The organism is Microvirga antarctica, from assembly GCF_017921815.1.
Lineage (GTDB): Bacteria > Pseudomonadota > Alphaproteobacteria > Rhizobiales > Beijerinckiaceae > Microvirga > Microvirga antarctica.
This window is the reverse complement of the sequence record NZ_JAGEMM010000006.1, coordinates 1-13083: the sequence shown is the minus strand read 5'-3', so window position 1 is coordinate 13083 and position 13083 is coordinate 1. Positions and strand designations below refer to the sequence as shown.

Below are 13083 nucleotides of genomic sequence, written 5' to 3'. Positions count from 1 at the left end.
GGGCAAGGAGCCGAAGATCGAATCTATGGGCGTTCTGCGCCACGGGTGGAAGCTGCTAAAGTCTCGCATCACGCGCTCCATTCTCCTGGTGACAGCAAGAGCGCGGTGACGTAGGCCCGGCCAGCGAGCGTGACTCTGGAGGAGGCACCGGGGCCTTTGGCATTCCGTCGGAGCTTCTCTCAGCCTCGCAACAATGTGCTTAAAACGGCCGGCAGGACTTGCCGCCTCTAGGCCCGCCCTTCCGACGAAATACAACTGGAATCCGCTGCTCCGGACGCTAGAGCAACGCGACCCCGAACCAGAAGATCAGAAAGGCAAGCAGACTGGCAGCCGCTCCCCATTCTGACCATGTCAGCCTTCCGTTCGAAGCTGGCTGCCTTTGCGACACTTGAAGCTCGTTACGCAACTGAACCTCCACCTGATAGCGCTCGATTCCGAAATTAACCCAGATCGAGGCGTCGAACTGTGCGGCAATGCACAATGTCAGCACATTCCTGTTCCAATCGACCTACATCACCCTGTGCCTGTTTCATCCGACGTCACCACGCGACGTCGTCTACCGATTATCGAAGGAGAACGACGATGGACATCAAGCGAAGCGGCTCACAGCCGTCCGGCGAGGGGCCAGCCGATTGGTTTACCGGCACGGTTCGGATCGACCCCCTGTTCAGCCCTCCCGATCCGGCTCGGGTCGCCGGTGCGCATGTCACGTTCGAGCCAGGTGCGCGCACCGCGTGGCACACCCATCCGCTCGGGCAGACCCTCATCGTCACGTTTGGCCTCGGTCATGTTCAGCGCGAGGGCGGCCCGATTGAGGAGATCCGTCCCGGGGACGTGGTCTGGTTCGAGCCAGGCGAAAAGCACTGGCACGGCGCATCGCCCACCATGGCCATGAGCCACATCGCCATCCAGGAAAAGCTCAACGGCTCGCCCGTACAGTGGATGGAGCACGTCACCGACGAACAGTACCAATCCCGCTGATCCAAGCGTCATCACCCAAAGGCAGAACGCTATGCAGAAACGGAAGCTCGGAAGCAGCGGTTTGGAGGTCTCAGCGATCGGCTTTGGTTGCATGGGGCTGAACTTCAGCTATGGCCACTCCATCCCAAAGCCCGAGGCCATTGCACTCATCCGCGCAGCGGTCGAGCGCGGCGTGACCTTCTTCGACACCGCCGAGATCTATGGTCCCTTCACGAACGAGGAAATCGTCGGCGAGGCACTGGCACCCGTACGCGACCAAGTCGTGATCGCCACCAAGTTCGGCTTCCACATCGATCCGGAGTCGAACAGGCAAGCCGGTCTCGACAGCCGCCCAGAACACATCCGCAAGGTGGCGGAAGCCTCGTTGAAGCGGTTGAAGACCGACGTCATTGACCTGCTCTACCAGCACCGCGTCGATCCGAACGTGCCCATCGAAGATGTGGCCGGAACCGTCAAGGACCTGATTCAAGAGGGCAAGGTTCGCCACTTCGGCCTGTCGGAACCCGGCGCCCAGACGGTGCGGCGCGCGCACGCCGTGCAGGCGATCTCGGCCCTCCAGAACGAGTACTCGCTGTGGACGCGTGGTCCTGAGACAAACGGGATCATTGAAGCATGCGAGGAACTCGGCATCGGCCTCGTTCCCTACAGCCCGCTCGGCAAGGGCTTTCTGACGGGCGCAATGTCCAAGGATTCCCAGATCAGCGAGACCGATTTCCGCCGGATCCTGCCGCGGTTCACGCCGGAGGCCATGGAGAAGAACCAGGCGCTGGTCGACCTCCTGAAGCGGATCGCGAAAGAGAAGGACGCGACGCCTGCCCAAATCGCGCTGGGGTGGCTGCTTGCCCAGAAGCCTTGGATCGTGCCGATCCCGGGGACCACCAAGCTTCATCGCCTCGAGGAGAACCTCGCCGCCGCCGCTCTCGAGCTTAATGCCGCCGACCTCGCCAAGATCGAGGGCGCCGCGGCTGCGATCCAGATCGAGGGCGAGCGCTACCCCGAGCAGTTGATGAAGACGACGGGTCTCTAAGGCGAAGCGCTACGCTCACCGACGGCCGTCAGTACCCGGACGACCATCGAAGCACTCGACATTCCCAGCCAGACAAATGGAACACACATCATGGCCAGCTTTCGCTACAAAACCTTCGGCTACGCAGCCCCCTCCGCCGGCGCACGTCTCCAGCCTTACACCTTTGAACGCCGGGAACTGCGTCCCAACGATGTGGCGATGGAAATCCTTTACGCGGGTGTCTGCCACTCCGACCTGCACTGGGCGCGCAACGATTGGGGCTGGTCGAACTTTCCGGTCGTGCCCGGCCACGAGATCGTCGGACGTGTGATCGAGGTCGGCCCAGAGGTGACCCGCTTCATGGCAGGCGACCATGTGGCGGTTGGCTGCATGGTCGACAGTTGCCAGCATTGCGACCAGTGCCGCAGGGGTGAGGAACAGCTCTGCCGCGAGGGCAACACCGGGACCTATGGCGGCTTTGACCGCATCACGCAGGAGATGACCCACGGCGGCTACTCCAAGCACATCGTGGTCCGTCAGGAATTCGTCCTGCGGGTGCCGGACGGCTTGGATCTCTCCCGGGCGGCCCCGCTGCTGTGCGCCGGCATCACAACCTACTCGCCCCTGCGCACATGGAACGTGGGTCCGGGCAGCCGCGTCGGTGTCATCGGCCTCGGAGGCCTCGGGCATATGGCGGTCAAGCTCGCCGCCGGCCTCGGCGCTCAGGTGACCGTCATGAGCCGTTCGCCGGACAAGCAGGCCGATGCACTGGCCCTCGGGGCCGACCGGTTGCTCGTCTCGACGGATCCGGAGGCGATGACTGAAGCCGCGAACGGCTTCGATCTCATCATCGACACCGTGCCCAGCAAGCACGATCTCAACCCATATCTGCCGCTGCTCGATGTGGATGGCACCCTGGTGATTGTGGGTCAGATTGGCCCGCTCGAGGAGATGTCGTCCGTTCCCCTGCTGCTGGGGCGGCGGCGAGTGGCCGGGTCGCCCATCGGCGGCATCCGGGAGACGCAGGAGTTGCTCGACTTCTGCGCGCGCAAGAACATTCTGCCCGACACCGAGACGATCCGCATGGACGAGATCAACGAGGCCTTCGAGCGGATGGAGCGGTCAGACGTCCGTTATCGCTTCGTGATCGACATGGCGTCGCTCGGGGCCTGAACAGCAGAGTTGCCGACGCGCTGATAATCGAGGGAGCGGTATGCGCGTCGGGCTTCCACAGTTCCTGCTCAGGACGAAGGCAAGGCCGGTCGATCGATCGTTCAGGCCACGCCCAACCCGGAATCCGGAGCTGAGACCACCGGGCACCGGGTATGTGCCTGGATCGTTCCCTCTAGGAACCGACGGCTTCGATGACTAGCTACCATCCCAGGTCAGGGAGGCTGCGATGGCTCGGACGGCATTGGTGATAGGCGTGAGCGGTATCGTCGGAAGCGCAACTGCGGCGCATCTGGCCGCAGAGGGCTGGGATGTGGTCGGCCTGGCTAGAACACCGGTCGCGCAGGCGCGAGTGACGCCGATTTCCGCCGACCTCCAGGACGAAGCCTCACTCTCCGCGGCTCTCGCTGAGGTTAAGCCTGAGGCCGTGTTCATTGCCACCTGGTCGCGGCAAGAGACAGAAGCAGCGAACATTCGCGTCAACGCCGCCATGGTGCGCAACCTCCTGGATGGACTGCGCCCCGCGGGCACGGTCCGACATGTCGCCCTCGTCACAGGGCTCAAGCACTACCTCGGCCCCTTTGAGGCCTATGGCAAGGGCACCCTCCCGCAGACCCCGTTCCGCGAAGATCAAGGGCGGCTCGACATCGAGAACTTCTATTATGCCCAGGAGGACGAGGTGTTCGCTGCTGCCAAGCGCGATGGCTTCACCTGGAGTATTCATCGGCCTCACACGGTCATTGGCAAGGCGGTCGGCAACGCCATGAACATGGGAACGACGCTGGCGGTCTATGCCACGCTCTGCCGCGAGACGGGGCGTCCCTTCCGATTTCCCGGCTCGGCGGCACAATGGAATGGACTGACCGACATGACCGATGCGAGACAGCTGGCCAAGCATCTCCTATGGGCCGCGACGACCCCAGCCGCTTTTGATCAAGCGTTCAACGTGGTGAACGGCGATGTCTTTCGTTGGAAATGGATGTGGAGCCGCCTTGCAGAATGGTTCAACCTTGAGCCCGCCCCTTTCGACGGTTCCGTCCTGCCGCTGGAGGAACAAATGAAGGCGGACGCCCCCATCTGGCGTCACATTGCCGAACGGGAGAGCTTGGTCGAGCCGGACCTTGGCCGTCTTGCCTCCCCTTGGCATACGGATGCTGATCTCGGACGGCCGATTGAGGTGGTGACGGACATGTCCAAGAGCCGTCGTCTCGGCTTTACTGGGTACCAGCCAACCGACGATGCCTTCTTCGATCTGTTTGCCGACCTTCGGTTAGACCGGTTGATCCCCTGATCGTTGCAGAGAAGTCTGGTGGCTGTTGCTGCCGGATCCCGTTCGGGAGCGATGTCCTGACCAGCGAGGCCACGCATGTCTGATATGACGAGCCGGATCATCGGCTTGGGCCATTGGGTCGTCGACGGCCTCCGTCTGCCGTGGGCTTCCGACAGCTCGACGGATCGCCTCCAGGCGAGCACACGCCAGGCAGAGCTAGAGGGTCTCCAGTTCGCCTTCTACGCGAGGCTGACCGCCATCGTCGTCGTGTCCATGTGGCTGTTCTGGATCGTGCCCTGGCCGCGTGACCTCTATTACGGTTCGTACGCCTTCGGGTTCTTCCTATTGGGCTACATTCCTTACCGCATCCGACACCATCCTCGTGGCGAGATGATCAAGCTGGGCTTCATCGTTCTTGATGTCGCCTTGGTGTCGGCCGCGATCCTGCTGCCGCCCCCGCCCGCTCTCGGCACCGAATGGCCCGTGCAGACCCGGTTGCGCGGACAGGAGTTCCTTTTCGTTCTCCTGCTCCTCGCTGAGGCTGCTCTCACCTACTCCCCGAGGAGGGTGCTCTGGACGGGGGCTTCGATCCTCTTCATCTGGTCGAGCGGTGTCTTCGCGATTTACTCTCAACCGGACACAATTCGATTCAATGACGTCGCCGCCGAGGGCGCACTGGCGTCATCCACGGTCTTGGAGCTCTCCTTTCAGCCGACCTTCGTCGGCCTGACGGCATGGTACACTCAGCTTGTCGCGACCTCCCTGTTCACCCTGCTCCTAACGCTGACCGTCTGGCGGAGCCGACGGACATTGTTGAGACAGGTGGAGGCAGAGGTCGTGCGCGCGGATCTCGCGCGCTACGTCTCTCCGGACGTGGCCGAGGCGCTCAGCAAGCGCGGCGGGGCAGCATTCGGAGAACCGGCGACGCGGACGGTGGCTGTCCTGTTCGCGGACATCGTCGGCTTCACAAAAATCAGTGAGACTCTATCACCAGATCGGACGTTTGCCCTTCTTCGGAGCTTTCAGGAGCGGAGCAGCGCCATCGTCTTCAAGCATGCCGGCACGCTCGATAAGTACCTTGGCGATGGCTTTATGGCGACCTTCGGCTCCCTTGGGCTGCAACCGGACGCGGCCGGCCGGGCACTCGAGTGTGCATTCGAGCTACAGCAAGAGATCGAGCGCTGGAACCAGAAAAGGTGCGGCCGTGGCGCAGATCCGCTGAGCGTCTCGATCGGCATTCATTGCGGTCCAGTGACCGTGGGCAACCTCGGGGGCAGGGAGCGCATCGAGTTTACCGTTGTCGGTGACGTAGTGAACGTGGCGTGCAGACTTGAGGAGCTGACCCGCGAAATTGGAGGTTCGATCGTCGCTTCGGAGGACTGCATCCAGGCAGCAGGCGGCTCGGAGTGGCTCACGAGGTTCCAGCTCTCCCGCGAGATCCAGCTCCGGGGCCGGCAGCAGAACATCGTCGTTCGCATCGCAGTGTGACAGGTCTCGCGCTTATTCGGCGGCTTGGACATCTCCGAGACTGTCTCTGGCTTCGCAAACAGAAGGGGGAGATCTTATTGGTCCACTGAAGGAAACGGACATTCCCGACTTGGACCGCTGAAGGCATCCGGTTCAGCAGCGATTCCGCAGCGCATCCACGAGGAGCAAGGCGAAGGCTGGCTTCGGTTGCCGACGTCTCGGATAATACAGATGATACCGGAGAACGGCCCGCGACCGTCGTCGAGCACGCGTACCAGCCGTCAGTCGACGAGGCGCGGCTGAACCCGGTCCTCGAGCGGGTAAGCCAAGCCTTACCCGGCTACCGCCGCAGCCAGGGCCATGACGGCCTTAGCGCCGCCGAAGTTTCTGAACAGCCCACTCGACAAGGCCTTCATCACGCACGCTTGATTGATCCCGCCATGGACCGCGAGCCCGGCTGGCCCTACCTCTATTTTGGTCATTTCGGTGCTGTGTTGCACCAAACCCGGCGGCCTTTTGCGCTTGGGCAATTTCGCCTTCGCCTGAAAGCTTATTCTTTCTGAGCGCAGACACTGGTTCCTACACGGAGATGCGACATGGCATATGAATTCCTCAGCCGCCGCTCATTTCTCGCGGCGACGGCGGGCTTGGCCGGACCGGCGCTCGTTTCCAGTCCCCTTGGCCTCGTTTTGCCAGCGGCTGCCGCGACCGCAATTGCCCCCACGCAGACGATGCGCGGGGGTGCCAATAACTATCGGCCAAACGCTCCCATGGTCGAGCGGCTAGGCTCTGGATTCTTCGTGCGTGGCAAAGTGGTGCGGGCCGGCGCCGGCACGCCGCTAAAGGGTCTGCGCATTCAGATCTGGGCTGCAACGGTTCTCGGGGGCGAACCCGATCCGGTCAACCATGGGAGCGTCCTGACCCGCGATGACGGCTCGTTCGAGCTCGAGATGGCGCAGATCGTCCCGAACTTTGGGCAGCCCCATGCCCACCTGGCCTATGATGACGGCTCGTTCGAGACAGTCTTTCTGCGTCCGGTCATGCCGAGCGCCCGGGACACGTCGGTGTCCGCCGATTTTGTCCTCGCCCCTAGCTGACGCTGGCTTAAGCTCATGGGATCGATCGACAGGCGCTGGATCTGGGCGGTTCTCGCCTGGAGCGGCGCGGCCTTGGTGATGATCGTACCGGCCGCGATCACGGCCTTCAGTCCGTACCTTGCGTACCGTACTCTCCCCTACATCGTAGGCGGCTTCGCGGGCGTTATCAGCCTGTCGCTTCTGTTCATCCAACCACTTCTGCCCGCGGGCTATCTCGCTGGTTCCGAGGGGTCAGCCGGGCGGCGCTGGCACCGCTGGGTCGGCGTCGCACTCGTTGTGGCAGTGGTGCTTCATGTAGGCGGGCTCTACCTGACCAGCCCGCCCGATACGATCGATGCGCTCCTGCTCATCTCGCCCACCCCTTTTTCAATCTACGGCGTCACGGCCATGTGGGGTGTCGTAGCAACGGCAGCGCTGGTGGTCTTCCGTCGCCGACTCGGCCTCCGATTTTCGATCTGGCGGCTGATCCACAACGGTCTGGCCGCGATCGTCGTTGTGGCGACCGTGATACACGCCTTGCAAATTGAGGGCGCAATGGAACCGATCACAAAGTGGATGCTGTGCATGGCGACCCTGGCGGCGATGAGCGTGGCGCTTTTGGACCTTCGGGTCGTGAGGCCGATCCATGCGTGGCGCAACCGCGGCTCGACACGGGGCGCCAAACGAGAGCCGTCAGAGTCCGCCATCCGGTGAAACGGCGCTTCGACGACGGGAGTATCCTTTATCTTTTCGTCGGGGCCGACGCTCGCGTCCTGGAAGGACTTCAGATCGTCACGTCGAGCTATTGTGCCCTTCGTCGGATGGTGGCGTCCCCAGCCCTCCAACGCCTTGCCGCGACACTAGGTGTCTCGCTCACCTGGAACACGGCAGGGGTCCACGCTGGTCAGCGATATCCGGCAGAAATGCGTCGAACGATCCGAACTCAAGGACGTGCGATCGATTGCCTGTCGCCAGACCGGGTACCGTAACGTTCGAGCATGCGAGGAAGCAGGTGGGCGCCTCATCCGTGCCCAAGTGATCCAAATTCCCTAACGCTTGGGGCGCGGCCAATCTGCGATAGGCATTCGAGCGACGACTTCGAGCGCGACCACGAAGTCCAACGTGCGTGATGATTCGACCGGCCCTCTTCAGAAATTGCTGATTGGCCGATCCAAGACTTGATACTACCGATCTGGCGCAACGCCAGGAGTGACTTGCGCTCAGGGCTAAGCTAGGCAACCCTACGAAACGGCTCGGAGGATGGCTTGGTGATCTGTGGAAAACGACGTGAGGCTGCGGCTGTAAGTACCGCGTTCCAGATACCCGGAGTTGGCTCCTGTCTTCCGCCGATCGTACAAAAGAAGAGGCTTTGGTGGGGGGGCAGCGGTCTGGCGTGTGCGGGACTTCTCGTCGCGGCAAGCCCCTGGTCGCCCGCGGCGGCTGGCGACTGGTCCGTCAACGATAGTGCCAGTTTGGCGAATGCGATCCGCAGCGCCCGGCGTGGCGATACGATTACCTTCGTGCCGAACACCACCATCACGTTGAACGGGAACCTTCCCACCATCCGTAGCGACATCACGATCTACGGCAACAATAGCAATATTTCAGGCGCTACTCGCTATCGTGGTCTCACGGTGGAAGCCAGTAATGTCAGTATCAGTGATCTGAATATATCCAATACCTTCGCCAAGGGAGGTAATGGCGCGCCAAGAAGTATGCCCGCCCGTGGCAATACCGCCTACAGCGGTGGGAGTGGCGGTGGCGGCGCAGGTCTCGGCGCAGGTTTGCTGGTTCTGTCGGGAGCCAACGTGACCATAGCCAATGTCACGCTTCAAAACGGAAAGGCTCAGGGGGGCAACGGCGGCAGCGGGTTTCACGATGGCTATGGCGCCGGGGGTGGAGGCGGGGGCTACGAGACTGATGGCAAAATCGGTACTGCCATCGGATATGGAGGTCATGGCGGGCTTCCCAATGGCGGCGACGGTGGCGACAACCTCGGTGTGGTCAACACGAGCGTACCGACCGCTCGGCCCGGCGGATATGGCGGTGGCGGGGGTGGCCAACGTCAGGGAACCGGTGGCGGGCCTGGGGTGCCCGGTGGCTTCGGCGGCGGCGGGGGTGGCGCTGGAGTGTGGGGAGAGCGCCAAATTGGTGGCGCCGGCGGCTTCGGTGGCGGCGATGGCGGGGGCTATACGTCATGGACCGACCGGGAACTTGGCGGCGGTGGTGGTGGCGGTTTCGGCGGGGCGATTTTCGTTCAGACCGGTAGCTCGCTGTCCATCGCGGGGAACCTGAATATCAAGGGCGGTTCAGTCGTGGCAGGTGCCGGTGGGACCGGGGCAACTGACGGGAAGGCCTACGGAAGTGGCCTGTTTCTTGACGGAAACGGCTCGCTTGCGCTGTCTACCAGTTCCGGGCAAACGCAGACCATCAGGGACGACATCGCGGATCAGTACGGCTTTGGCGGCACCGGCAAATGGTCAATCGTGAAGAACGGCGATGGCACGACCGTTCTCACCGGTCACAATGCTTACTCCGGCGGCACGTTGGTCAACGCAGGCGTGCTGCGCGGCAACGCTGCGGGCATCCCCGGCCATATCGTCAACAATGCGAACCTCGCCTTTGATCAGGCGGTCGATGCAACCCGAACCGGCGATATCTCAGGCTCCGGAAGTCTTACAAAAGCCGGCGCGGGCATTCTGACGCAACGGGGGGCGACCACCTATTCCGGCAGCACAACGGTCAATGGCGGCGTGCTTTTGCTGACTTCCCCTCTCACGGCGAGCAGCGGCATTGTGTTGAACGGCGGCGCCCTGGGCGCAACCGGCGGCGGCAAGTTGACACTGAATCAGCCTGTGACACTCGGCTCCGTCGATGGCAGCGGATTTTATGCGACACCCGGTACCAATCTGGCCGTCCGCGGCATTGTCGGCGGTGGCCGGTTGACGAAGTCGGGCGGCGGCGACGTCACGCTCGGCGGGGCAAACACCTTTACGGGGCTGAGTATCGCTGGCGGCGTCCTGCGGTTCACCTCGCCCAACAACCTCGGCGACGCGACGGGTGATATCCTGATCAATGGCGGCAGCCTCGGAACGACGAGCCGCGCAGCGACCAATATGGCGGTCAATCGCACGTTGCTGCTTCTCGGCAACGGAGGGGTCGATGTCCCGCAGGGCTCGCTGGACTGGAGCGGCCCGATAGCAGGCAGCGGGACGTTCGTGAAAACCGGCGCAGGCGAACTCGTTCTGTCGGGCAATAACATCCATGCGGGCGGCACCAGTGTTCTGGGGGGAGTCTTGACGGTTGCTGCCGATAGTGCGCTCGGTCGTGTCAACACACCGCTCGCGATCGATGGCGCGGCGGTGCGAGCGACAGGCGCCTTTGCCACCTCACGGCCGGTCGCCTTCGGGGCCAACGGGGGCGCGTTCAACGTCGACAACGCGCTGACGCTCGATGGCGCGGTGACGGGCGGCGCGATGACCAAGCTGGGTCCCGGCAGTCTCGCGCTCACGAATACGCGGAACAGCTATAGCGACACCGTCGTCAATGGCGGCGTGATCATGGGCAACTCTTCAACGATTCGCGGCGATATTGCCTTTACCGGCAGCCCCAGCGACCTGCCATCCGTATTCTTCGATCACACGCTCCAGGGCAAGACCAGGGGCGGCGATTATCCGGCGTTTTCTGGCAATATCACTGGCACAGGCGCCGTCATTTTGAGGGCCGGCAACCTCACCCTGACCGGGATGAACATCTACGCCGGCGGCACCGTTGTGCAGACCGGACGGCTATCGGGGAACTCAACCAGCCTGCAAGGAAACATTTATAACGGTGGCTCTGTCCGCTTCCACCAGAACGTCGACGGGACATATGCAGGCAATCTCTCGGGAACCGGCGAACTGATCAAAAGCGGCGTCGGCAGGCTGTCGACCACCGGGAATGTCGAGGCCCGGATGACCGACGTCGATTCCGGGGAACTTGCCGTGAACGGCAGCCTGAAGAGCCCAGTCATTTATGTCGGGCCGGGCGCTGCGTTCGGCGGAAGCGGCACTGTCCAAGGCCGTGTCGTCACGGAGGCTGCCGGATTAGAGCCGGGAAATTCGATCGGGACACTGAATGTGGTCGGCCACCTCAAGATGGAGCCGCAGTCTACATACCAGGTCGAGATCAATGGCGCCTCAAGCGACAGGGTCGCGGTTATCGGCGACGCCGACATCCAGAGTTCGACGTTTCGGATCGAACGCTACAACACCGGCACCTCGCCAGTTCTGCCAGGCAAAACCTATACCATCCTGACCACCACGAGAGGCCTGAACGTTCAGGCTCCCACCGTTGCGATTGCCGACTTTCCATTCATTGGCTTCACCCTCAGCGAGGATGGCCGCAATGGCTACTTGACGACATGGCGGAGCCCCGAGCGGTTTGCCGAGCTGGCGGCGACGCCTAACCAGGCGGCCGCCGCAAACGCGCTTGACAGCGCTAACGCCGGCCCATCCTGGCAGCAGGTTGTGGGCGCATCGACGGCTGATGCGCGTGCGGCCTTCGCCAGTCTCAGCAATGCTTCCATTCACGCCAACGCGGCAAGCGTCCTGTCGCAGCAGTCGCATTTCGTCCGCGATGCCGTGAATGACCGGTTGCGGGAAGATTTGTCGCCCGTCGCTCCCGCGAGCGGGGACCTCACCGGTTCCACAGACTCGAGAGCCGGCGCGACCGTCACGCATCCGGTGAATGGGACCCAAAGGGCATCTGCGTCGTCGCCGGTATATGCGGTCTGGGGGCGGGCGCTTCGCGGTTGGGGATCGCTTGGCGGTGACGGCAACGCCGGGCGGACGAGTGACGTGGTCGGAGGGCTGCTCTCCGGTATCGACGTCACGCTCCACAATGCGTGGCGGGTCGGCATTGCCGCAGGCTACAGCTCCTCATCGTTTCAATCATCGGCTCTCGCTGCGTCCGGGTCCAGCGACAGCTACCATGTTGGGCTCTATGGCGGCTGGCGCAGCGGTGCCTGGAGCCTGCGCGGAGGCGCGGCGTTTGCATCGAACGATCTCGCAATTTCGCGTTTCGCCTCGGTGTTAAGTTTGGCGGGGGGCCAGACAGCGCGATATACGGCCGTTTCTGCGCAAGGCTTCGGTGAACTGGCTTATGGCATCGTCCTTGGCGACGCGGCTTTCGAGCCTTTCGCCAACTTGGCGCACGTGCACGTTGGCGGCAGCCTGGGTGAACAGGGTGTGGCCGCCATGGCAGGCGAGACTGTCTTGGACACAACCTTTTCGACCCTTGGCCTGCGGGCGTCCAGCCCGTTAGCACAGGCGCTGACGGGACGCGCGACGCTGGGCTGGCGTCACGCATTCGGCGACACTTCACCAATTGCGACGCTGGCTTTCCCCACGGGCCAGGCCTTCAACTTTTCGGGCTCGCCGATTGCACGCGATGCCCTGCTCACTGAGCTCAGTCTGGACTACGCCCTTACAGAAAACGCAAAGCTCAGCCTGGGGTATTCTGGCCAGTTCGCACGCAATGCTTACGAGAACAGTATCAGGGGGAGTTTTTTGTTGCAGTTCTGAAAACCGCACAGGTTGGCTTGAGGGGGAAAAAGCTTTCGCCAGGCCCGAAGCTGCTAGCCTTACCTCAGCCTTCCTCGATTACGGTCGAGGACCGGGCAAGTTCCAGCCACTGTTCAGTCCGAACCTGCGCCCCAGCCAATCCTCAGTCTCGTCAAGGCGATCCGCCTCGTGCCGAGGTGACCTCGGAGTGGAACTGCGCGGCAAATTGAGAAACATTCCCGCGCTTGGCTGCGCCAACGAAAAGAGGCATTCCAGATCTGCCGCAAGGGCCCAACCGCAAGCGAGTGGGGGGCCATGCGCTCACCTCGAGTTGGCGCTATTCTGGACAGAATTTCAATCGCGGCATCCCCGGGCCGCGCCATGCCGCCTGGGGTTCATCCACCATCAACGGCAATCGGGCACGGGGCACGGGCATCCTCAATAACGAGCTCCACGTCGGCAAGCTGGGCTTGAACTGCCTGCGCTACATGAAGGACCCGGATACCGGCAAGCGCCGCTCGCGCGCCAATACCGATGATGCGCTGGTCGTCCATGACGTCCCGGAGCTTG

Annotated in this window: 9 protein-coding genes and 2 pseudogenes; 9 read left to right on the top strand and 2 right to left on the bottom strand. The window is 62.8% G+C overall.

Annotation, left to right across the window (positions count from 1 at the left end):
- Positions 1-277: 277 nt before the first annotated feature.
- Positions 278-490, bottom strand: a complete 213-nt coding sequence (locus J4G32_RS16615; RefSeq protein WP_210496637.1) for a hypothetical protein — start codon at positions 488-490, stop codon at positions 278-280.
- Between the two features lie 92 nt (positions 491-582).
- Here J4G32_RS16615 and J4G32_RS16610 point away from each other — a divergent pair, with 92 nt between their 5' ends.
- The 5 genes from J4G32_RS16610 to J4G32_RS16590 all read left to right on the top strand — a co-directional run bounded on the left by J4G32_RS16610 (position 583) and on the right by J4G32_RS16590 (position 5915).
- A complete protein-coding gene (locus J4G32_RS16610; protein WP_210496636.1) occupies positions 583-981 on the top strand; it encodes a (R)-mandelonitrile lyase in 399 nt (132 codons plus the stop codon).
- A 31-nt stretch (positions 982-1012) separates the two neighbouring features.
- Positions 1013-2008 (top strand): aldo/keto reductase, encoded by a 996-nt coding sequence (locus tag J4G32_RS16605; protein WP_210496635.1) that lies wholly within the window; start codon positions 1013-1015, stop codon positions 2006-2008.
- Between the two features lie 90 nt (positions 2009-2098).
- The gene (locus J4G32_RS16600; protein ID WP_210496634.1) at positions 2099-3160 is read left to right on the top strand and encodes an NAD(P)-dependent alcohol dehydrogenase; all 1062 of its coding nucleotides are present in this window, start codon (positions 2099-2101) and stop codon (positions 3158-3160) included.
- A gap of 226 nt (positions 3161-3386) precedes the next feature.
- Entirely contained in the window at positions 3387-4448 is a 1062-nt protein-coding gene (locus tag J4G32_RS16595) for an SDR family oxidoreductase (RefSeq protein WP_210496633.1), read from the top strand.
- Positions 4449-4532: 84 nt separating this feature from the next.
- Positions 4533-5915, top strand: a complete 1383-nt coding sequence (locus J4G32_RS16590; protein ID WP_246505177.1) for an adenylate/guanylate cyclase domain-containing protein — start codon at positions 4533-4535, stop codon at positions 5913-5915.
- 132 nt (positions 5916-6047) lie between these two features.
- Here J4G32_RS16590 and J4G32_RS22205 read toward each other — a convergent pair.
- A pseudogene (locus J4G32_RS22205) lies at positions 6048-6226 on the bottom strand (LysR family transcriptional regulator); the annotation flags it as partial.
- Between the two features lie 264 nt (positions 6227-6490).
- Here J4G32_RS22205 and J4G32_RS16585 point away from each other — a divergent pair.
- From J4G32_RS16585 to J4G32_RS16550, 4 genes and pseudogenes are all read left to right on the top strand, one after another.
- Positions 6491-6991 carry a peptidase associated/transthyretin-like domain-containing protein gene (locus J4G32_RS16585; protein ID WP_210496631.1) on the top strand — a complete coding sequence of 167 codons (501 nt, stop codon included), beginning with the start codon at positions 6491-6493 and terminating at the stop codon, positions 6989-6991.
- Positions 6992-7006: 15 nt separating this feature from the next.
- Positions 7007-7684, top strand: a complete 678-nt coding sequence (locus tag J4G32_RS16580; RefSeq protein ID WP_210496630.1) for a ferric reductase-like transmembrane domain-containing protein — start codon at positions 7007-7009, stop codon at positions 7682-7684.
- Positions 7685-8442: 758 nt separating this feature from the next.
- On the top strand, positions 8443-12534 hold the full coding sequence (locus J4G32_RS21855) for an autotransporter domain-containing protein (protein WP_281413583.1): 4092 nt from the start codon (positions 8443-8445) through the stop codon (positions 12532-12534).
- Between the two features lie 224 nt (positions 12535-12758).
- A pseudogene (locus tag J4G32_RS16550) lies at positions 12759-13083 on the top strand (hypothetical protein); the annotation flags it as partial.